Annotated in this window: 25 protein-coding genes and 2 tRNA genes; 20 read left to right on the top strand and 7 right to left on the bottom strand. The window is 49.6% G+C overall.

Features of this window, described 5'->3' with window-relative positions:
• Positions 1-28 precede the first annotated feature (28 nt).
• Positions 29-113, top strand: a tRNA-Leu gene (locus AC3OH0_RS01435).
• A 779-nt stretch (positions 114-892) separates the two neighbouring features.
• Here the strand turns inward: AC3OH0_RS01435 and AC3OH0_RS01430 are convergent.
• The 3 genes from AC3OH0_RS01430 to AC3OH0_RS01420 all read right to left on the bottom strand — a co-directional run bounded on the left by AC3OH0_RS01430 (position 893) and on the right by AC3OH0_RS01420 (position 3,184).
• Positions 893-1,882, bottom strand: coding sequence for a hypothetical protein (locus AC3OH0_RS01430; RefSeq protein WP_498344496.1), 990 nt, complete (start codon positions 1,880-1,882; stop codon positions 893-895).
• Between the two features lie 164 nt (positions 1,883-2,046).
• A complete protein-coding gene (locus AC3OH0_RS01425) occupies positions 2,047-2,244 on the bottom strand; it encodes a hypothetical protein (RefSeq protein WP_193436311.1) in 198 nt (65 codons plus the stop codon).
• A gap of 40 nt (positions 2,245-2,284) precedes the next feature.
• Entirely contained in the window at positions 2,285-3,184 is a 900-nt protein-coding gene (locus AC3OH0_RS01420) for an SDR family oxidoreductase (RefSeq protein WP_498344495.1), read from the bottom strand.
• A gap of 121 nt (positions 3,185-3,305) precedes the next feature.
• Here AC3OH0_RS01420 and psmA point away from each other — a divergent pair, with 121 nt between their 5' ends.
• The 11 genes from psmA (at position 3,306) to AC3OH0_RS01365 (ending at position 11,176) form a co-directional block, all read left to right on the top strand.
• Positions 3,306-4,058: an archaeal proteasome endopeptidase complex subunit alpha gene (gene psmA / locus AC3OH0_RS01415; RefSeq protein ID WP_498344494.1), complete on the top strand. Its 753-nt coding sequence runs from the start codon at positions 3,306-3,308 to the stop codon at positions 4,056-4,058.
• A 69-nt stretch (positions 4,059-4,127) separates the two neighbouring features.
• Positions 4,128-4,829: a ribosome assembly factor SBDS gene (locus AC3OH0_RS01410; RefSeq protein WP_193436313.1), complete on the top strand. Its 702-nt coding sequence runs from the start codon at positions 4,128-4,130 to the stop codon at positions 4,827-4,829.
• Positions 4,826-5,572: an exosome complex RNA-binding protein Rrp4 gene (gene rrp4 / locus AC3OH0_RS01405; protein ID WP_193436314.1), complete on the top strand. Its 747-nt coding sequence runs from the start codon at positions 4,826-4,828 to the stop codon at positions 5,570-5,572. The genes AC3OH0_RS01410 and rrp4 overlap by 4 nt, the downstream gene beginning before the upstream one ends.
• Positions 5,556-6,287, top strand: coding sequence for an exosome complex exonuclease Rrp41 (gene rrp41, locus AC3OH0_RS01400; protein ID WP_498344499.1), 732 nt, complete (start codon positions 5,556-5,558; stop codon positions 6,285-6,287). The genes rrp4 and rrp41 overlap by 17 nt, the downstream gene beginning before the upstream one ends.
• Positions 6,288-7,157, top strand: a complete 870-nt coding sequence (rrp42, locus tag AC3OH0_RS01395) for an exosome complex protein Rrp42 (protein ID WP_193436315.1) — start codon at positions 6,288-6,290, stop codon at positions 7,155-7,157. It abuts the gene before it with no gap.
• A gap of 14 nt (positions 7,158-7,171) precedes the next feature.
• Complete coding sequence (locus AC3OH0_RS01390) at positions 7,172-7,432, top strand: 50S ribosomal protein L37ae (protein ID WP_193436316.1); 261 nt, start codon at positions 7,172-7,174, stop codon at positions 7,430-7,432.
• A gap of 4 nt (positions 7,433-7,436) precedes the next feature.
• A complete protein-coding gene (locus AC3OH0_RS01385; RefSeq protein ID WP_498344493.1) occupies positions 7,437-7,976 on the top strand; it encodes a Brix domain-containing protein in 540 nt (179 codons plus the stop codon).
• A complete protein-coding gene (locus AC3OH0_RS01380) occupies positions 7,963-8,283 on the top strand; it encodes a KEOPS complex subunit Pcc1 (RefSeq protein ID WP_498344492.1) in 321 nt (106 codons plus the stop codon). The genes AC3OH0_RS01385 and AC3OH0_RS01380 overlap by 14 nt, the downstream gene beginning before the upstream one ends.
• Positions 8,207-8,578, top strand: a complete 372-nt coding sequence (locus AC3OH0_RS01375; RefSeq protein WP_193436319.1) for a prefoldin subunit beta — start codon at positions 8,207-8,209, stop codon at positions 8,576-8,578. Before AC3OH0_RS01380 ends, AC3OH0_RS01375 begins: the two co-directional genes overlap by 77 nt.
• A complete protein-coding gene (locus AC3OH0_RS01370; protein ID WP_193436320.1) occupies positions 8,565-8,876 on the top strand; it encodes a hypothetical protein in 312 nt (103 codons plus the stop codon). Before AC3OH0_RS01375 ends, AC3OH0_RS01370 begins: the two co-directional genes overlap by 14 nt.
• A gap of 89 nt (positions 8,877-8,965) precedes the next feature.
• The gene (locus tag AC3OH0_RS01365) at positions 8,966-11,176 is read left to right on the top strand and encodes an elongation factor EF-2 (protein WP_498344491.1); all 2,211 of its coding nucleotides are present in this window, start codon (positions 8,966-8,968) and stop codon (positions 11,174-11,176) included.
• Here AC3OH0_RS01365 and AC3OH0_RS01360 read toward each other — a convergent pair.
• Complete coding sequence (locus tag AC3OH0_RS01360; RefSeq protein WP_193436322.1) at positions 11,163-11,399, bottom strand: hypothetical protein; 237 nt, start codon at positions 11,397-11,399, stop codon at positions 11,163-11,165. The genes AC3OH0_RS01365 and AC3OH0_RS01360 overlap by 14 nt on opposite strands.
• Before the next feature lie 96 nt (positions 11,400-11,495).
• Here AC3OH0_RS01360 and AC3OH0_RS01355 point away from each other — a divergent pair.
• Positions 11,496-11,629 (top strand) — tRNA-Asn (locus AC3OH0_RS01355).
• A gap of 12 nt (positions 11,630-11,641) precedes the next feature.
• Here AC3OH0_RS01355 and AC3OH0_RS01350 read toward each other — a convergent pair.
• On the bottom strand, positions 11,642-12,928 hold the full coding sequence (locus AC3OH0_RS01350) for an MBL fold metallo-hydrolase (protein ID WP_498344490.1): 1,287 nt from the start codon (positions 12,926-12,928) through the stop codon (positions 11,642-11,644).
• 101 nt (positions 12,929-13,029) lie between these two features.
• Between AC3OH0_RS01350 and AC3OH0_RS01345 the strand changes: the two genes are divergently transcribed.
• From AC3OH0_RS01345 to AC3OH0_RS01320, 6 genes are all read left to right on the top strand, one after another.
• A complete protein-coding gene (locus AC3OH0_RS01345; protein WP_498344489.1) occupies positions 13,030-13,398 on the top strand; it encodes a nascent polypeptide-associated complex protein in 369 nt (122 codons plus the stop codon).
• A gap of 4 nt (positions 13,399-13,402) precedes the next feature.
• Positions 13,403-15,985 (top strand): DNA-directed DNA polymerase I, encoded by a 2,583-nt coding sequence (locus AC3OH0_RS01340; protein ID WP_498344488.1) that lies wholly within the window; start codon positions 13,403-13,405, stop codon positions 15,983-15,985.
• Positions 15,986-16,062: 77 nt separating this feature from the next.
• Positions 16,063-16,350, top strand: a complete 288-nt coding sequence (locus tag AC3OH0_RS01335) for a 30S ribosomal protein S26e (RefSeq protein ID WP_013130177.1) — start codon at positions 16,063-16,065, stop codon at positions 16,348-16,350.
• Positions 16,351-16,353: 3 nt separating this feature from the next.
• A complete protein-coding gene (locus AC3OH0_RS01330; RefSeq protein ID WP_498344487.1) occupies positions 16,354-16,809 on the top strand; it encodes an RNA methyltransferase in 456 nt (151 codons plus the stop codon).
• A gap of 31 nt (positions 16,810-16,840) precedes the next feature.
• On the top strand, positions 16,841-17,194 hold the full coding sequence (locus AC3OH0_RS01325) for a hypothetical protein (protein ID WP_013130175.1): 354 nt from the start codon (positions 16,841-16,843) through the stop codon (positions 17,192-17,194).
• Positions 17,195-17,248: 54 nt separating this feature from the next.
• Positions 17,249-17,683 carry a protein-lysine N-methyltransferase gene (locus AC3OH0_RS01320; protein ID WP_498344498.1) on the top strand — a complete coding sequence of 145 codons (435 nt, stop codon included), beginning with the start codon at positions 17,249-17,251 and terminating at the stop codon, positions 17,681-17,683.
• On the opposite strand, the gene AC3OH0_RS01315 is transcribed toward AC3OH0_RS01320, so the two are convergent.
• The gene (locus AC3OH0_RS01315; protein ID WP_498344486.1) at positions 17,680-18,456 is read right to left on the bottom strand and encodes a tRNA (adenine-N1)-methyltransferase; all 777 of its coding nucleotides are present in this window, start codon (positions 18,454-18,456) and stop codon (positions 17,680-17,682) included. The genes AC3OH0_RS01320 and AC3OH0_RS01315 overlap by 4 nt on opposite strands.
• Before the next feature lie 116 nt (positions 18,457-18,572).
• On the opposite strand from AC3OH0_RS01315, the gene AC3OH0_RS01310 reads away from it, so the two are divergent.
• Positions 18,573-19,049, top strand: coding sequence for an ASCH domain-containing protein (locus tag AC3OH0_RS01310; RefSeq protein ID WP_498344485.1), 477 nt, complete (start codon positions 18,573-18,575; stop codon positions 19,047-19,049).
• Here the strand turns inward: AC3OH0_RS01310 and AC3OH0_RS01305 are convergent.
• A complete protein-coding gene (locus AC3OH0_RS01305; protein WP_052891753.1) occupies positions 19,020-19,199 on the bottom strand; it encodes a ribbon-helix-helix domain-containing protein in 180 nt (59 codons plus the stop codon). The genes AC3OH0_RS01310 and AC3OH0_RS01305 overlap by 30 nt on opposite strands.
• Positions 19,200-19,207 lie beyond the last annotated feature (8 nt).

Below are 19,207 nucleotides of genomic sequence, written 5' to 3'. Positions count from 1 at the left end.
CTTGATCACAGATAACTTAATGAAAAGTGCGGGGGTGCCCGAGCTTGGTCAAAGGGGGCGGACTTAAGATCCGCTGGCATAGGCCTGCGTGGGTTCAAATCCCACCCCCCGCACTAATTTACTGGTGTATTCTTGCTTATGTGTGCTGAATTCATGGGGTGGTTAGATTCCCCAATTGGGTAAGTAAAATATCGCGAAAACCAAAAAGAACAATCTTAATGGGCCTGTCTTTGTTGGTATTTGGTATTGCTGGGACATTAGTAAACATAGTTCTTCAGAGAACTATTGGCGTAGTTTTATTTGCAAGCATGGCTTTCCTCGGCATTATTGTTCTATTTTTCTATGAATGATTAATGCGGAACGCTGATAGGCTGTAAAAGCCTTGAAACACAAATTCTTCCTAGAACATGCCGTGGATCAAGCCAGTAGCCACGTGAAACCTCAGAAACAAGATAAACACTAAAAGAGTTGCCTTCATCAATAAAAACCACACCGGAGCCTAAACCATTCAAACCCGTTGGAAAAACCCTGTAAACACATAAGATAGAACTATTGACCTATGATTTCTCAGAACATGGAAATACTCAATCCTACGTGGAGCTACAATTTCACTGACGACTAACCCAATGTCTATAGGATTTGCACAGTCAGCTGATGAGGTTTTGACCGAGATTCCTTTTAACACAGGTGAACTGAAAGAACGTCATAGGTTCAGTATGTAATGCATCAAACAACAGCAGATGCTAATTTGAAATCAGTGACCATAAACGACAATGTTGAAGAAGCTTTCAACCTGCCCGGATGAATTTACTGGGAAATTCAGCACGAATTCCCCCACACTAGCAGGAAAGGCTAGCTCTTACTACGCCTAGGTGGGGGAAGAGGGGAAAAACTACTTCCTCCTCCTGAGAAGGAAGACCATTGCGAACGCTGCAACCGCTGTGACGGTAACTACCATTAAGCCTGGCTCCGGGATCGGGTAGTGCGGCGGTGTGGTTGCAAAGTACAGGTCAATATAGTAGTCTACGAATCCATCGCTAACCTCCTCCCAGGTGTTACCCGTTACGTTGGTAATCGCGTCCAGCGCATTGCTTACATCGTTCCTATTCTGATCAATATCCCACAAATTTCCTCGATCTGCTCCGTCACCGTAACCCCTGCCCGTTATCAACCCCATCCTAAGGTAGAAGCTGTCACCACTTGGTATGCCTCCCAGCGTGTCCCACTTGATCCTGAACTCTATCGCATTGTATGATTTGTCAGCAGCCATTAAGCTACTGTCATCTGTGAGGCGGTTCCAGCCCTCGTCAAAGACTAGGAAGGCTTTGCCCCAGTTGTCTCCCAAGGAATTGCTACCTTGCGTGCCGCTGAGCTCTGCGCTGCCGAGGTTTACAATTACTTGTCTAAACCATTTAGCATCGGGACTTATTTTAGTCTCGGACCATAATCCGAACCATTCTTGGCTCCCCGCCCCGTTCCTGTTAATAGTGATCAACACTGCTGTCGCACCACTTTCCCCTAACTGGTTGAAATTCATGTTGTTAACAATTACCAGCCCGTACAGGTAGTTCTCGTCGCCGGTCACTCTGAACTGTACCAGGTCTGCCCTCGGGTCCGGGTCCGGGTATGAGAAGTCTGTTCTCTCATCTCCCAGGGGGTCGCACCATATCCACTGGGGTATCTCGTTGACTGTTTCAAGGTGTAGTCCTGGGGCTTTGCCGGTGCAGTCGAATACTCCCCACTCGACCGGGTCTCCGTCAACGCTTATTGATCCTCCTGATAAACCGGCTAACGGTAGTGCCTTGTCAACCGAGCCTGCTGATGCTGTGAGTGATACGCTGAGAACTAATAGTGTTATGAAAGCTAGTGCGAGAGATCTCATTAACCCACCTTCACATTCATATATATTATTTGCTAGTGGATCATATATAAGTATTCGCAGGGTTTAAACGCTTGTTGAAAAACTACTCGCTCTAACCTCCCGTGTTCAAACCTGCTACGCTGGTGCTGTCTAACCCCTCACTTCTTTACTATAAGGTTTCCCGCTCACTGCTTCCTACGTCCTATTCTGAAGTAGAAGTCGCTTTTCTTCCCCGTAGGGGTTGTGCCGTGGTAGTGGTTCACTCTTCCATGGCATTTCGGGCATTCAAGCATTTCGACAGTGTACCAGCGCATTCTCCACTGCTTTATCTTGAGGAACTCCCCTTCGAAACCGCAGTAGGGGCATTTCAAGCCTGATCCCACTATATATCTCCTGCTCCGGAAATATAATAATTTTTCCCAGCTAACGCATAAGCATAGACCTTATCTTCTCGAGAACAGCCTTATCCTCCCTGGCCTTGTAAGCCAGCTTCACAACCAGCTCGCCAAGCCCTGGGTCTCCGAGAAGGGTTGACAAGCCCTGCTTAATCACCTCCTCGTCAAGGTAGACCATTCTCGACGACACGCCTCCATCTATCACCACGTTAACCCCTGTCATCCACCCAGCCTCGTCCGAGGCTAGGAACGCTACCAGTGAGGCAACATCCTCGGGCTTGCCGACTCTCCCGGCAGGATGCCATGCATGGTCGAGCGGGGTGAGGGATGGCTTCCTCGGAGGCACCTGCCACTCACTAGTGTCTATCCAGCCTGGTGAGACAGCTAGCACTCTGATCCCGTACTTGGCTAGGGAGATGGCTAGCGAGTGTGTAAGAGCTAGCAGGCCGCCCTTCGAGGCTGAGTACGGCTCGGTGTTAGGTTCTGACTGAAGCGCTCTTGTAGAAGCAATGTTAACTATTACCCCGCCGGTTTTCTTCATGTATTTCACAGCGTGCTTGCTGCACAGCCACGGCCCTGTGAGGTTTACGTCTATTATTCTCCTCCACTCATCAATGCTCTGCTCTTCAATACTTCTGCCGGTGAACCCTATTCCCGCATTGTTTACTAGGACGTTGATCCTGCCGAAATCAGCGTAGACGTTTTCAACCCCGGTTGAGACCTCATCCTCTCTTGAAACATCAACCCTGTAGAAGCGTGCTTCAACCCCTGCCTTGGCGAGCTCTCCAACCCTGTAGACACCGGCCTCCTCGTCAATGTCGAAAACCGCTATGCTGCAGCCTTCAACCCCCAGCCTCCACGCTATTGCAGCTCCAATACCTTTAGCGCCGCCTGTTACAATGCATGTTTTCCCTTCAAACCTTTTCACAGGAGACTCCCCCAAGATATAATTGTGGTCCCCGCGTGTTTTAAACACGGTTTGAATGCGTGAGAAAAAGTCTTATTATTCCCTTTAAATGTAGTTTTTACCTAAAAGAGGGTTGATTGATATGGGTCTTTCAATGGCTGCTGCTTATGACAGGGCTATCACCATATTCTCGCCTGATGGCAGGATCTACCAGGTTGAGTATGCTTTCGAAGCGGTTAGAAGAGGCTGGACCACCCTAGGCGTTAGAACGAAGAACGCGGCCGTGGTGGTTGCTGAGAAGCAGAAGATCTCGCCTTTAACCGATGAGAAGGCTATTCAGAAAGTGTTTAAAGTAGACGATCACATCGGGGTAAGCTTCGCCGGCATGGCCGGTGATGGCAGGATCCTGATAGACTACGCTATTCACCAAGCCTTGATACACAAGTTCTACTATGATGAGCCAATCCCAGTGGAGTATTTGACGAAGCTGGTGTGCGATGTGAAGCAGGCTTACACCCAGCACGCGGGCGTGAGACCATTCGGCGTCTCAATGATATTCGTAGGCGTGGATGAAAAGGGTACCCAGTTATTCATGACGGAGCCGAGCGGTAGGTACCTCAGCTACTACGGTGTTGCAATAGGTGAGAAAAGCGGTAACGTCACGGAGTTCCTCGAGAAAAACTACAGCTACGACCTCAGCGCCAGGGAAACGATTAAGCTGGGGATTCTCGCAATAGCCTCCATAGTGGAGAGCAGGCCTCTCCAAGACTATATTGAAGCCGGCTACATAGATGTTGAGACGAAGCAGTTCAGGATTATGGGGAAGAGCGAGATAGAGGAGCTTCTCGCAGAGCTTGAGAAGGAAGGCCGTCTCAAACAGGAGGGTAGGAAGTAGCCTGTTTTTCAAGAATCATTTTAATCAAGTCTTTCAATAACTATATCTTATGGATGCATGGTGGTTTTTGTGAAGGATAAGCTGGTAGTAGCCAAGTATGAGGCTAAGGGGCACAGGTTTGAAATCCTCGTCGACCCCGACCTAGCCCTCAAGGTGAAGGAGGGGAAGCCGGTCAGCATTGACGAAGTTGTAGCAGGAGACTTCATATATAAGGATGCGAGGAAGGGTTTGAAAGCCTCGCCAGAATCCTTGAAGGCTGTGTTCGGCACTGACGATCCTAGAGTGGTCGCTATGGAGATTATTAAGAAGGGGGAGCTGCAGTTCACGGCTGAGCAGAGGAGGAAGCTACTGGAGGATAAGAAGAACCAGATCGTGAACTTGATAGCGAAGAACGCTGTCGACCCTAAGACAAAGCTCCCCATTCCTGCGAAAAGGATTGAGCTGGCGATGGAGCAGGCAAGGGTTACGATAGACCCTTACAAGCCTGCTGAGCAGCAGGTTGAGGAGATTGTGTCCAAGATAGCCAGGTTCATACCTATAAAGCTTGCTAAAGCATATGTATCGGTTAAAATACCCGCTGAGTATGCTAGCAAGGCATATAAGTCTGTGCAGTCACTCGGGGTTGTGAAGAAGTCTAACTGGGGGAGTGATGGAAGCGTGAGCGTGGAGCTTGAAATACCTGCCGGTATGCAGCAGGAGTTTATAGATAAGGTGAACGCGTTAACCAAGGGTAGTGCTGAAATAAAGATTGTGAGCGTGGGGGAGAAATGAAGCTCAGGGTAATCGTGGCTGACAGGCAACTGGTCAGGCCCGGGGATACTTTAGCATATATTGAGGAAGCCGGCGAGCTTATCAAGTTCAAGAAGATCCCGGATAAGCACGTGTACATTTTCGAGAACAAGATCATAAGCGACGTAGTAGGGGTTGTCAGCGTTAACGGTGAGGAAATACAGGTGATACCGCTAGAGGGTGTCTACATCCCTCGGAGAGACGACCTCGTGATAGGTATTGTTGAAAACGTTGGCGTGACAGCGTGGACCCTGGACATAAGAAGCCCCTACCCGGGCGTGCTGAACGCTGGCGAGGTAATAGAGGGCTTCAACCCTCTAACCCACAACCTGAGAAACTATCTCGACATAGGTGATTTCGTCATAGGGAAGATAGCGGTGTTCGACAGGACCAGGGACCCTGTAATAACCGTGAAGGGTAAGGGGTTGGGGAAGATAACCGAGGGAGTAGTGGTCGACGTGAAGCCTAGCAAGGTTCCAAGGCTTATCGGGAAGAAAGGCAGCATGTACAACTTGCTGACAAGCATGAGCGGGTGCGAGATAACCATAGCCCAGAACGGTTTCGTATGGCTTAAATGCCCTGATGAAAACAGGGCTAAGGTTTTAATACAGGCTATAAAGCTTATTGAGTTAAAAGCCCACATGCGTGGTTTAACAGAGGAGGTTAAAATGTTTCTGGAGAGAAAGCTTGGCGGAGGTGTTGGAAGCAGTGAGCAGCAAGCCTAGGTTGCTCAGGGAGGATGGCACGAGGCTGGATGGTAGGCGGCTGGACGAGCTGCGGCCCGTGAAGATCAGGGTAGGGGTTTTGAAGAACGCTAACGGAAGCGCTCTCGTCGAGTACGGGGGGACTAAGGTGCTGGCAGCGGTCTTCGGCCCGAGGGAGGCTTTGCCGAGGCATATAGCACTGCCGGATAGGGCAACGCTGAGGGTTAGATACCACATGGCCCCGTTCTCCACGAGCGAGAGGAAGTCGCCAGCTCCCTCAAGGAGGGAGATAGAGCTCTCCAAGGTTATCAGGGAGGCTCTCGAATCAGTTGTCTTCTCGGAGCAGTTCCCGAGAACATCTATCGACATATTCATTGAGGTTTTACAAGCAGACGGAGGCACCAGGACCGCGGGGTTAACCGCTGCCTCAATAGCTCTAGCAGATGCCGGCATACCTATGAAGGACCTGGTAATAGGTGTTGCGGTCGGGAAGATTGAGGGAAACCTTGCACTAGATATCAACGAGCTCGAGGACGAGTATGGCGAGGCAGACCTGCCCGTTGGGATAGCCCCGAATATTGGGGAAATCCTGCTTCTCCAGCTGAACGGTGTCTTAACACCCGAGGAGCTTAAAGCAGGGATCGAGCTTGCGTGGAGAGGTGTTGAATCCATTTACAAGGTTGCTAAGGAAGCCCTCTACGCTAAGTACATTAAGGCTTTCGAGGAGGTGAAGTAGGTGAGCATTACACCTGTTAAGGAACCGGTCCTGCCTAAAGCCCAGGCAGAGGCTATTATCAAGCTGTTGAGGAAGGGGGAGAGGATTGACGGCAGGGGTCTCCTAGACTACAGACCCATCAGCGTCTACTTAAACCCGATCGAGAAGGCGGATGGAAGCTCCCACGTCATACTGGGGACGACACAGGTGATAACCGGTGTGAAAATAGAGCTTGGAGAACCCTTCGCCGACAGGCCTGACGAAGGAGTTCTACAGGTTCACGCCGAGTTCGTCCCACTGGCGTCGCAGACTTTTGAACCGGGGCCGCCGGATGAGAACTCTATTGAAGTAGCCAGGGTGGTTGACAGGAGCCTGCGCGAGCCTAAGGCAATAGATTTCAAACAACTGGTTGTAGCCCCCGGGAAGAAGGTATGGGTAGTGTTCAACGACATATACCTTATAGACCATGGAGGAAACATCGTTGACGCCAGCATGCTGTCCAGCATGCTAGCGCTCGCCACGGCTAAAATACCCTACTACGAGGAGAAGGAGCCAGGGGTTTACGTAGTAGATAATAAGAGGCATGTGTCCTCTCTACCCGTGAACACGCTGGTGGCTACGGTAACAATGGGGGTTCACGAGGACATCATAGTTGTTGATCCCTCAATAGAGGAAGAAGTGGTGTTAAACACCTTCCTAACCATAGCTGTTGACGAGAAGGGCAGGGTGTGCGGGATACAGAAGAAAGGTATTGCAGGAATCAGCAGGAAGACCCTGGAGCAGGCTGTTGAGATAGCCCTTAAACAGGGAGGCTTCCTTATAGATTTAATAAGGAAAATATTAAATAATCCCAGTGACTACATGAAACCGTTAGAAACCAACCAGTATTAACGTGGTGCTTAGAAATGGGGAGGACTAAAGTAGTTAAGATAGCGGGAAGGTACGGTGCGAGATACGGGTCTACTTTGAGAAAGAAGGTTAGAGACATCTTAATGAAGCGCTACGCCCCTCACACATGCCCGTTCTGCGGATACCAGGGCAAGGTTGTCAGGGTTTCAACAGGGCTCTGGATGTGTAGGAAGTGCGGGAACAAATGGGCTGGAGGAGCTTACGTCCCCAGGACCGAGGTGGCCAGGTACTTCCCCAACGTCATAGTCAGGGAGTAAGTTTTTGATCCTCATAACCACATCTCACAGATCCTCTCAGAGAACAAGGAGTTTTGTGAAAGACCTGTCAAGCATCATCCCCTTCTCCGAGAAAACTACTAGAGGGAAGAAGACTCTTCAGGAATTGTTCACTGAAGCATACCTCAAGGGTTTTAAATGGCTACTAGTAGTTGATGAGAAAAACGGAAACCCTTCACGACTGAGATTCTACTATGTAGAGTTCAAGAGCGTTAAGCCTGAGGGAAGGGAGATCGGCTGGGTTACTATAAGAGGGGTGAGGCTTGTCCGGGAAAACCCTAGCGCTGTGAAGATCTCCAATCCTTCAACAATAAGCGTTGACTACGGATCATGCACCAGGGAAGAGTGCTTCAACCTGGCAGACCTTTTCCTAATGGTGTTCTCCAAGGCTTTAAGCAACCGCGCCGACGTTACCGTTAAGCTTGAAGAATGGAAAGGGTTGAGGGTTAGGTTTCTCGGGAAAGGAGGGGTTGAAATAGGGCCTTGGTTAAAGGTTTCAAGGGTTGTGCTGAATGAACGAGTATAGAGTTGAGTATTCTCTAAACGGCCTACCCCAGCAACTCTGCATGTCTCTTGAGAAAGCGTTGAAGCCTGAGGCTGGGTCAGCCCCTAAGAGTGTTGAAATAATAGTGGAGTGCTCGGAGGGTGTTTTAACCTTGAAGATGCGGTCGACGGAAATAAATATTTTAAGAGCTCTTCACAATAGCTTTATAGGATTAATTATAATGTTGCTGGAGTTGAGCGAGGGGTTAAGGAATGAGCAGGAAGACGCTTCCGCCCGAGGTTCAGCAGTTAATAGTTCAATACCAGACTTTAAAGGAGACTCACGCTAAGATAGACGCCGAGTTAAAGCTCACCGAGGCAGAGCTGACGGATGTTGACACTGTTTTAAACACTGTGAAGAATCTTGAAGACACGGCCGAGCTCTACAAGGTTGTCGGCCACATACTTGTTAAGAAGGGGAAGAACGACGTGATCAAGGAGCTGGAGGAGAGGAAGGAGATCCTGTCCTTGAAAAAAGATAAGTATAAGAAGCAGCTGGACTTCCTTGTGAAACAGATAAGCGAGCTTGAAGCAAAGCTTAAGGAAGCTTTAGGGAGATACGGGATTCCTGTTGGGCAAGCCTAGAGAGCTTAACTTAAAAATCAACGAGATCACTCCCGAGGTCATGGAGGAGCTGGCCTCGCTGGCCGAGGAGAAAATCTCCTCCTTCCTCAGCGAGAACCTCCCGTTTAAAGGCGATTTCTCAATCATAGTGAGTGTTGAAAAAGCCAGCGACTCCTTGAACATCGTGATGGACGTAGGGGTTCGCGGAGGATTCAAGGACATGGTTGACTACAACGAGTATATTGAGAAAGCGATCCAGTATGCGAGGAAGTTTTTAGAGGAGAAGCTTAAAGAGTACTCCTCCCGGGAGGCCGTGTAAGGTTTTCAGGCTAAATCTTTATAATTCGTTTATAAAATTATTGTTTTAAGCATCAAATGCTTATCCATGTGGGTATGGGTTGATAAATCATGGTTAGGTATAAGCAGACGAGCGAAGTGCTCAAGATAATGAAGAATGTTGAGCAAGTTAGGAACGTGGGTATAACAGCTCATGTTGACCACGGTAAGACAACGCTCTCTGACTCGCTACTAGGGGCTGCCGGGCTGATCTCTGAGAAGATAGCTGGGCAGGCACTGGCTCTCGACTACCTGGATGTTGAGCAGAAGAGGCAGATGACTGTTAAAGCAGCTAACGTCAGCCTTTACCACGAGTACAAGGGTAAGCCGTTCGTCATCAACCTTATCGACACACCGGGGCACGTTGACTTCCAGGCTAAGACAACCCGTGCTCTCAGAGTAATAGACGGGGCGATCGTTGTCGTTGACGCTGTCGAGGGAGTTATGACTCAGACGGAGATGTACCTGCGCGTAGCGCTGGAGGAGAGGGTTAGGCCAATCCTGTTCATCAATAAGATTGACAGGTTGATCAAGGAGCTGAGGCTGTCCCCTAACGAGATCCAGCAGAGGCTTATACAGATAATAAAGGATGTTAACTCCTTGATCGGCTCATACGCTGATAAGGAGTTCCAGCAGGCCTGGCAGCTGGACCCTGCTAAGGGGCAGGTAGCGTTCGGCTCTGCAAGGGATAGGTGGGGCTTCACAATCCCCATGGCTCAGCAAAGGGGTATAAAGTTCTCCGACGTAGTGGACGTGTACACCCGTGGGAAGGAAGCCGTGCCTGAACTGCAGAAGGTTGCACCCCTGCACGAAGCAGTTCTCGACATGGTTGTGAAGTTCGTGCCAAACCCGAGGGAGGCTCAGAAGTACAGGATTCCGAAGATCTGGCATGGAGATGTTAACAGCGAGCTCGCCAAGTACATGATGGATGCAGACCCGAACGGCCCGTTGATAATGCTCGTCAACGATGTTAGGGTTGACCCGCACGCGGGGCTGGTGGCTACAGGCAGGGTTTACTCCGGCACTGTTAGAGCTGGAGAGGAAGTGTGGCTTGTCAACGCGCGCATGCCTCAGAAAATACTCCAGGTCAGCCTCTACATGGGTCTGTACAGGGAGCTGGCTGACGAGATAACCGCTGGCAACATAGCAGCAGTGCTGGGAGCTGACAAGGCAAGGTCTGGTGAGACCCTGGTTTCAATGAACTACAAGGACTTGATGACGCCTTTCGAGAAGCTGAGAATGATCACCGAGTCAGTTGTCACAGTCGCCATAGAGCCGAAGAACCCGTCTCAGCTTACAAAGCTCATAGACTCCCTCCACAAGCTGAGCATTGAAGACCCGAGCCTTATAATCAAGATCAACGAGGAGACCGGTGAGTACTTGCTCAGTGGTGTTGGAACACTCCACATAGAGATCGCTCTAACACTGCTGAAAGACCTCTACGGCCTAGACGTGGTGTCCTCGCAACCCGTCATAGTCTACAGGGAGACTGTCAGGGATAAGAGCCAGGTGTACGAGGGCAAGTCCCCGAACAAGCACAACAGGTTCTACATCAGCGTCTCCCCGCTGAACGAGGAAACCATTAGGCTGATACAGGACGGGATCATAACGGAGGACATGGATGCTAGGGAGAGGGCTAAGATCCTGAGGGATCAGGCTGGCTGGGATGCTGACGAGGCTAGGAGGATATGGGCTATTGATGAGAACATCAACCTACTGGTTGACATGACCTCGGGTGTCCAGTACTTAAGGGAGATAAAGGACACTATTGTGCAAGGCTTCAGGCTAGCCATGAAGGAGGGGCCGCTTGCCAACGAGCCTGTCAGAGGCGTTAAAGTCGTCCTGCACGACGCAATGGTTCACGAGGACCCGGCTCACAGGGGTCCAGCCCAGATATTCCCCGCGGTTAGAAACGCCATATTCCTGGGCTTCCTAACCTCGAGGCCAACCCTGCTCGAGCCTATCATGAAGCTGGATATTAGGAGCCCGATGGAGTACATAGGCAACATCACCACAGTGCTGACGAAGAAGAGGGGTAAGCTGATCGACGTTCAACAGTCCGGCGCGCTTGCGAGAGTGATAGCTGAAATACCCGTGGCCGAGTCATTCGACCTTGCAGAACTCCTGAGAAGCGTGACAGCGGGTAAGGCAATATGGGGCCAGGAGTTCAGCAGGTGGTCCTATATCCCCGACAGCATGCTAATGGACTTGATCGCTAAGATAAGGCAGAGGAAAGGGTTGAAGCCGGAGCCTCCGAGGCCCGAGGACTTCATGAGTCTCTAAGACCGGTTCGCTTCACATCCGTTTTCAACAAGTATATTCCATTACCCCATTTCTCGAGAAAACCTTTTTCAGCCATCCTTGAAAGCAACCTCCCAGCACTCTTCTCCGAAATGCACAGGTATCCCGCGACCTCGTCAACCCTTACATGCATCTTGCCCCGCTTCAGAAGCTTCTCGTAAAGCTTCTCAATGTTCACGGAAACAGTGGATCTTCTCATAAACATCCTTTAAGCCTTCCGCCGGTTTCAAGCAGGGGGAGTGGTAAAACTATTGATTTATTTAGAGTTTATAAACCCGCTAAAGATTTAATCATTAATAGCGCCGGGGTAGCTCAGCACGGTAGAGCGCCGGGCTGTTAAAGGGGGTTGGAAACCAGCCCCCTGCAGAAACCCGTTTCGAAAAGCCTGGTATGGCGGATACCCGGTGGTCCGGGGTTCGAGTCCCCGCCCCGGCGCTACCCTGCTTCTCACGGGCTCAGGACTATCTCGTCACCCGTCCTGGGCGCGATGATGTTGACGTCTCCCCCAAGCCTCTCGCTCAGCTCCTTCCTGAGGGCTTCCTGGTCGTCGTCTCCCCCGTGGATCAGGACGATGTTTTTCACGCTTGCCTTGTACTTCTCAGCTATCTCCGCGAGGCCGTCCCTCCCAGCGTGGCTTGAGAAATCATACCACTCAACCCTGGCCTTAACCTCGTTAAGCTCCATCTCCGGGAGCCTGCCCTCCTCGAGGAGCTTGTGACCATTGCTCGCTGGTGCTTGATAGCTCACCAGGAGGACAGCGTTCCTCGGGTTATCCGCAATCTTCTTGAAATAGTACACGCTTGGACCGCCCTTCAACATTCCAGCGGAGGCTATTATCACGCAGGGCTTGTTGACAAGCTTCTTCCTCTCGCTCGCCTTGGTTACGAAGTTAACGTTCTCCACGGTTTTCATGAACAAGCTGGGGTCTCTAAGGAACTTCCTGTGTTTCAAGTAGATCTCGCTGATGTCTTTAACCATGCCGTCGATGTAGACGTCAACATATGGTAGCTCGCTCGTGAGAAGGGTCATCAACTCCTGGCTCCTGCCAACGCTGAAGGCAGGTATCAGTACTGTGCCCCCCTTGTCCACAACCTCCTCAACCGTTTCGACAAACCTTTTCTCCACTAAATGCCTCTTAGGATGGTTCCTCCCGCCGTAGGTTGACTCCATAATAATAGTGTCAACGCTCGCGGGCAGGAAATCAGCTCCGGAGAGTGTCCAGGTGGAGATATTGTTAACATCTCCCGTGTAAAGGATTCTCTCCCCGGTTGAGGTTTCGAGATAGACCATGGTGCTACCTAAGATGTGGCCCGCGTTTGAAAACACTAGTTTGAAACCCTGCTCAACAGACTCCTGGTAGTCGACGAAGACCGTGCTGGAGTACATTTTCTCAAACTCCAGCATGTCGTACTCGATCACCGCGGCGTTGAGCTTGAGGAAGTCTATTGTTAGAAGCCTAGCTATGTCAAGGGTTGGGCGTGTCGAGTATATCTTTGGCTTACCGGTGATGAACAGGTATGGAGCTGCACCCACATGGTCTAAGTGGGCGTGCGAGATTACGACAGCGTCAAGGTCGACAGGCCTCACGTGGAGAGGCAGCTGCGGCATATCCTTCTCGTCAAAGTTTACCCCGTAGTCGAAAAGCACTTTCTCCTTGCCTTCTAGGAGGTATGCAGCCCTGCCTACTTCCCTGCCGCCGCCTAAAATCCTTAGCTTAACCGTCAAACATATCACTCACTAACTACTTCTTTGGGAAACCTGGTTGATTAAGATATAAATCACATCTATTATATGTTTGTTTAACCAGTGAGAGAGGTGTTTTACACGTGTTTTCCATGAGCCCGAGAGAGCTTAAGCGGATGCTTAAGAAAATGGGTATTGATGTTGAAGAATACGGTGATGTTGACAGGGTTGAGATTTTCCTGAAGAACAAGAAGCTGGTTATAACCAGCCCGCAGGTTGTTGCGTTCAAAACAGGGGGTCAGGTCGCATTCCAAATCTCAGGCGTGGTGAAGGAGGAAGAGGTTTCAGCGCAGCCGGCTCCTCAGCAACCGGTTGCTGAGGAGGTTAAAATACCTGAGGAAGACATCAAGTTCGTCATGGAGCAGACAGGGGTTTCATACGAGGAAGCTCGCAAAGCCCTTGTTAATTCGAAAGGGGATATCATCCAAGCAATACTAGCTATCAAGTCTGCAAAGGGTTAGGTTGATGAGGATTAGCAAGATAGGCTATGTTGCATCCCTCCCTTCTGAAACATATGAGAAGGTTTTGAACAAGCCTCACTACCTTCTAGGAGTCTACTATGATGGTAAGATGGAGAAGGCTATCCTAGAATTCGTTGATGAGAAAGGGGAGAGGCTTGTTAAAATAGCCGACCCCACCAGGCACAAACCATACTTCCTAACATCTGATGACCCGTCGTTGATAAGAGAGAGGCTGGGGAACCTGGAGAACTCCGGGGTAGACTCTATCGAGGAGGAGTACAAGATCAACCCTCTCACCATGGAGAGGGTTCGCCTGGTGAAGGTGGTAACCAAGGACCCCTTGGTCGTGAGGAAGATTAGGAGCAAGTTCAACACCGCGTGGGAGGCTAAGATAAAGTATCATGCAAACTACATCTACGATAACAGGCTGATACCGGGGATGAGGTATGTCACAGACTTCTCCAACGGTGTCCAGAAGCTCGTAATGGTTAAGCCCGAGATCCCTCAATCCCTTGTTGAAAAAGTAAGGGAGTTGTTCAGGAATGAGCCTCCTGAAACAGTGAAGCTTGCCGAGGAGCTCCTCCTCCTGTTCGAGGAGTCCCCGCCAAAGGTGAAGCGTGTAGCAGTTGACATAGAGGTTTTCACCCCGTTCAAAGGGCGTGTCCCAAGCCCGAAGCTTGCTGAATACCCTGTGATTAGCATAGCGTTAGCCGGTAGCGATGGGTTGAAGAAAATACTCCTGCTGGCCAGGGAGTACAAGCATGATTTCGACTACATGATGGAGGACTACCCTGTTGAAGCCGAGGTGGAGGTGTTTGACTCTGAGAAAGACATGTTGCTGGAAGCTTTCAGAATAATGGGGGGTTACCCGGTAGTCCTCACTTACAACGGCGATAACTTCGACCTTCAATACCTGTACATGAGGGCTTTCAAGCTGGGCATACCGAGAAGCCACATCCCGTTGAAGATAGGGGAGGACATGATCAGGATTGACACGAGCATTCACCTAGACCTTTACAAGTTCTTCTCGAACAGGGCTGTTAAAAACTATGCCTTCGGGGGGAAATACCAGGAGGAGAAGCTTGACGCTGTCTCTGGAGCACTGCTCGGAGTGTCGAAAATAGGTTTTGAGGAAACCATAGGCGACATATCAGCCTCGCTGCTAGTTGCATACAACTATAGGGATGCTGAGATCACGCTGAACCTGACAATGTTCAGCAATGAACTCGTTTGGAAACTCATTATTCTTCTAGCCAGGGTTTCAAAGACAAGCATTGAAGACCTGTGTAGGAGGCAGATATCGAACTGGATTCAAAATCTGTTCTTCTGGGAGCACAGGAAGCTCGGCTACCTCATACCTAACAAGGAGGATATTCTGAGGCATGTAAGGAGCACTGGGACGAAGGCGATTATTGAGGGTAAGAAGTACGCTGGAGCCTTAGTGGTTGAGCCTCCGAAAGGGGCTTTCTTCAACGTGGTCGTCCTCGACATAGCCTCCCTATACCCTAGCATTATCAAAAAATACAATCTGAGCTATGAGACCGTTGACATGAAGTGGTGTAGCAAGACAATAGATATTGTCGATGAAACCGGGAGAAGGCTTCACGAAGTCTGCGTTGACAAGCCCGGGTTGACCGCGCAACTAACCGGTATTCTAAGGGATTACAGGGTTGGAATATATAAGAAGAGGTCTAAGGATAAGAGCCTTCCCCCTGAAACCCTAGCCTGGTACGAGGTGGTTCAGAGAGCTATCAAGGTCTTCATAAACGCTAGCTACGGGGTCTTCGGGGATGAGAAGTTCTCCCTTTACTCCCCAGCCGTGGCTGAAAGCGTTACCGCGATGGGCAGGAAGTCCTTCTACACTATTGTGAGGAAGGCCGCGGATCTCGGGGTTAAAACACTGTACGGTGACACAGATTCAATATTCGTCTGGGCCCCAACCCAGGAGCAGTTGAGGAAGCTGCAGTCATGGATCCTTGAGAAACTAGGGCTTGAGATCGAGATTGACAAGTCTTTTACATACGTGGTTTTCACAGGGCTTAAGAAGAACTACCTGGGCAGAACGGTTGACGGCGGCATAGAGATCAAGGGGCTTGTCGCGAAGAAGAGGAATACTCCGGAGTTCCTGAAAGACTTGTTCGAGAATGTTATCGAAAAGCTTAGAAGCGTTGAAAACCCCGCGGGTTTCATAGAGTTCGTCAAGTGGTTGGAGCATCAGGTGAAGACAATACATAACGATATTAGGAGGAAGGAGATAACGCTCGACCGGCTCGCCATAAGGGTGGCCTTAACCAAGACGCCATCCCTCTACACTAAGACTAAGCCGCCGCATGTTAAGGCAGCCCTCCAATTAATGAACTACGGGTACAGCGTGGAGGAGGGGGATATTATAACGTTTGTCAAGGTGAAGAGCAAGGAGGGCTATAAGGCTATACAGTTAACGAGGCTTCACGAAGTAGACCCTGATAAGTACATTGAGCTTGTTAAAAGCGGGCTTGAACAATTCCTCTCAGCCTTCGGAATAAGGTGGGAGGATATCATAGGCTCCGGCGGGTTAACCGAGCTTTTGAGAAACAATAGGGCGTAGCGGGCGCGGTGGCAATAGTTTTATAACAGTATTATTTTATAGATTCAGCAAGATTGTTTAACGAGGTGTTTACACACATGCCTAAGAAAAGGGAGAGCAGGGGTAGGCACAAGGGCGATAAAGGTAAGGTTGAGATTGTCCAATGCGATAACTGCGGGAGAAGGGTTCCAAGCGATAAAGCCATATGTGTAACCAGGATGTACAGCCCGGTCCCACCGCAACTCGCGGAGGAGCTTGAGAAGAAGGGGGCTGTGATACAAAGATACCCTGTGACGAAATGCTACTGCGTCTCGTGCGCAATCCACTACGGTATTGTCAAGGTGAGGGCTGAGGAGGAGAGAAAGCCTAAGCCCCCGCCAGTGTAGGGAATGAGACTCCTCTATGTGGAGTTAACGCCGGGTTTCAAGCGCAGAGATATTTTTGAAAGGATAAGAGCACTCTATGGGAAACTATCCTATGAAAACTTTGAGGTGGGATTGCTAACCACTGGTGGCAAGGAATACATTCTTGAAAAACTGGGGCGAGGCTCCTCCACGCTCCTGTTCTCCACAACTCTAGAGGATTTGTTGAAAGAGTTTTTCAATGGTTGCAGAAGCATCCATGTTTTAAGAGAGGACGGGGCAGTTTTAAGACCTGTCGAAGACTGCTTCATCTCGGGCGTTCACTCGGATCCTCCGGAGGAGCTGGAGCGGGTTTTAACAGCCCTATTCTACAGTGTTTTCAAAACCTCCCTAGGGCCCACTCCTTACTTGGCGAGCGCCCTGATCCCAATCCTGTATCGTTTGAGAAGTCTAGAGCACATATTTAATATGTTTACAGTATAATCTTAGATCTAGACATGGAGGTAGTTGATTAATGGTTAAAATCAAAAAGGTCGTATTGGTCACGGCTAAACACCACCCCTACCATAAAATGTGGGTTAAAATGGCCGAGGATTTGAGCAAGAGAGTTAACTCTGAGCTAGAGGTTAAGGAGGAGGATTACGTCTACCTTGTCGAGCACGGGGATAAGGATGAGTTCGGCATGGCGTGGGCGCCGCAAATACTCGTGGAGCTTGATGACGGAAGAGTCCAGTGGCTTCTTTCCCAGCTACCGTTAAACGAGGCTCTCCAGCCGGATGAGTCTAAGGCTCAGGAGATAATGCTGGAGAAGATCAGGAGCCTTGGCGTCGAGATTGCTGCTTCACCAACGGAGCATGAGGGAACCTGAGTTTTGCCACCCTACGTGCCATACGTTCCCTCCCCTTACCCCGTGGTAAGGGAGATGCTTAAATTATCGAACGCTGGCCCCGAAGACGTTCTCTACGATCTAGGATGCGGTGATGGCAGAATACTTATCACTGCCGTTAAAGAGTTCAACGTTAAGAAGGCTGTAGGGATAGAGAAGGATTTGGAAAGGGTTAAGGAGGCTTCCTTAAAGATAAAGAAGGCTAACATCTCCGACAGGGCGTTCATAATTCATGGCGATTTTTTCGAGGTAAGCATCGAGGAGGCAACCATTGTAACTCTATTCCTCCTCACATCAGTTAATGAAGCATTGAAACCGAAGTTTGAGAAAGAGCTGAGAGACGGGACTAGAATAGTTAGCCACGAGTTTAGAATACCCGGGTGGAGAGAGGAGAGGGTGGTGGACGTGAGAGATGATAACGGTTTATCCCATACTATCTACCTGTACGTGAAGGGGAAGCATCGCTTCTAGGATACTACTATTTTTCTCGCAAACACGATGAAGCCTGTATGCCCAACCATGAGAGTATGGGGTCTGGTGGCACCCTCCTCAACGCTGTACTCTCTAAGCAGTGTTTCATAAGCATGAATATCTGCGAACCCGCCGTGCCTCTCCATCGATAGGACTGTTTTCTCGACCTGGTTCACGGTGGGGACGTATGCTAAAACGGTTCCCGCTGGTTTAACCGCCTGGTAAACACTGTCGAGAGCGTTCCATGGATCAGGCATGTCCAGGAAGAACGCGTCAAGCCCTGTTACACCTAATGGTTCCCTGACATCGTGTTTAATCAGCCTTACCCTACTGCTCAAACCATGAATCTCTAAATGCGCCCTGGCATTCTCAAGAGCCTTCTCGTTCACGTCGAAACCGTATACTAGCCCATTCTCCCCCACTATTTCGGCTAGCGAGAGCGTTAGAACTCCTGAGCCAACCCCTGCCTCGCCAGCAATGCCGCCGGGTTTCAGGCCGGAGTAGTAAATCATTAGTGAAGCATCCTTCGGGTATATTATTTGAGTAATCCTCCTCACTGTGGATGAGTAATCATGTCTCAAGGGATGGAGCAGTAGGGCTTTAACCCCTTGGCTCGTGACCACGCTTTCACCGTAAAGTCTTCCTATCAGATCCTCGTGCTTGATGAAGCCTTTGTCTGTTCCAAGGATCTTCCCCGGCGTTACTTTCACGACAAACTTTCTCGAATCATCTATGTATACGAGTACGACGTCCCCGGGTTTTACCGAGCTCATTGCGATCATCTTCAGCACTGGTGTCAATCATCACTGATCAGATATACCAACCTTCAACATCAAGAAATAAATAATTCTAAGCAATCTTATTAAAATACTCGTTGAAAGGTGGTTAATTGGCCATCTACATCTTCAGCATTAAGCCAGTGTACGCTTACAGAATTTTCACCGGCGTGAAGAAGTATGAGTTGAGGAGGTACATGGGTTTCGAAGTGAGAAGGGGTGACAGGATAATCCTATATGTCAGCGGACGCGTCAAATCATTAATGGGTGAGTTCACCGCTGGAAAAGTTATAACTGGCACGCCCGAGGAGGTTTGGAAAAGGCTGTCTAAAATCCTTGACACAGGTGTTGGGGAAGGAGATTTTAAGTATATCAAGGGTTCGAGGCAGGCCATGGCTATTGAAGTGTTAAACCCTATAGTATACCCCACACCTGTTGAGCTTGAAACCCTGAGGAGAATACTACCCGATTTCAACCCCCCGTTAAGCATGAGGCAACTAGACGAGGACGACCCTTTAATAAAGCTTGTAATTAGGAGAATTAGAGAACGGTTTGAAAAATCAGGAGAACTCGCCTTCACTAATCCATAACTCCTTCTTCAACAAATCCCTTATAGCAACCCTGATAACCTCGCTCCTACTGCTATATCTCCCTATTTTAACAAGCTCGTCCAATCCCTCAACATAAATCTCAGGCATCTTAACAGTTATCAAACGCATCCTCGAGATAACGCCAGCCATGTTAAGCC

This window comes from Thermosphaera sp., assembly GCF_059755995.1.
Note: the sequence above shows the minus strand (reverse complement) of the source record. Positions and strands in the feature narration are given on the sequence as shown.

Coding starts and splice junctions, on each gene's coding strand:
- AC3OH0_RS01430 (WP_498344496.1), bottom strand. CDS start 1,882: ATGAGATCTCTCGCACTAGCTTTCATAACACTATTAGTTCTCAGCGTA.
- psmA (WP_498344494.1), top strand. CDS start 3,306: ATGGGTCTTTCAATGGCTGCTGCTTATGACAGGGCTATCACCATATTC.
- rrp4 (WP_193436314.1), top strand. CDS start 4,826: ATGAAGCTCAGGGTAATCGTGGCTGACAGGCAACTGGTCAGGCCCGGG.
- AC3OH0_RS01390 (WP_193436316.1), top strand. CDS start 7,172: ATGGGGAGGACTAAAGTAGTTAAGATAGCGGGAAGGTACGGTGCGAGA.
- AC3OH0_RS01380 (WP_498344492.1), top strand. CDS start 7,963: ATGAACGAGTATAGAGTTGAGTATTCTCTAAACGGCCTACCCCAGCAA.
- AC3OH0_RS01375 (WP_193436319.1), top strand. CDS start 8,207: ATGAGCAGGAAGACGCTTCCGCCCGAGGTTCAGCAGTTAATAGTTCAA.
- AC3OH0_RS01365 (WP_498344491.1), top strand. CDS start 8,966: ATGGTTAGGTATAAGCAGACGAGCGAAGTGCTCAAGATAATGAAGAAT.
- AC3OH0_RS01360 (WP_193436322.1), bottom strand. CDS start 11,399: ATGTTTATGAGAAGATCCACTGTTTCCGTGAACATTGAGAAGCTTTAC.
- AC3OH0_RS01345 (WP_498344489.1), top strand. CDS start 13,030: ATGAGCCCGAGAGAGCTTAAGCGGATGCTTAAGAAAATGGGTATTGAT.
- AC3OH0_RS01340 (WP_498344488.1), top strand. CDS start 13,403: ATGAGGATTAGCAAGATAGGCTATGTTGCATCCCTCCCTTCTGAAACA.
- AC3OH0_RS01335 (WP_013130177.1), top strand. CDS start 16,063: ATGCCTAAGAAAAGGGAGAGCAGGGGTAGGCACAAGGGCGATAAAGGT.
- AC3OH0_RS01330 (WP_498344487.1), top strand. CDS start 16,354: ATGAGACTCCTCTATGTGGAGTTAACGCCGGGTTTCAAGCGCAGAGAT.
- AC3OH0_RS01325 (WP_013130175.1), top strand. CDS start 16,841: ATGGTTAAAATCAAAAAGGTCGTATTGGTCACGGCTAAACACCACCCC.
- AC3OH0_RS01320 (WP_498344498.1), top strand. CDS start 17,249: ATGCTTAAATTATCGAACGCTGGCCCCGAAGACGTTCTCTACGATCTA.
- AC3OH0_RS01315 (WP_498344486.1), bottom strand. CDS start 18,456: ATGAGCTCGGTAAAACCCGGGGACGTCGTACTCGTATACATAGATGAT.
- AC3OH0_RS01305 (WP_052891753.1), bottom strand. CDS start 19,199: ATGGCTGGCGTTATCTCGAGGATGCGTTTGATAACTGTTAAGATGCCT.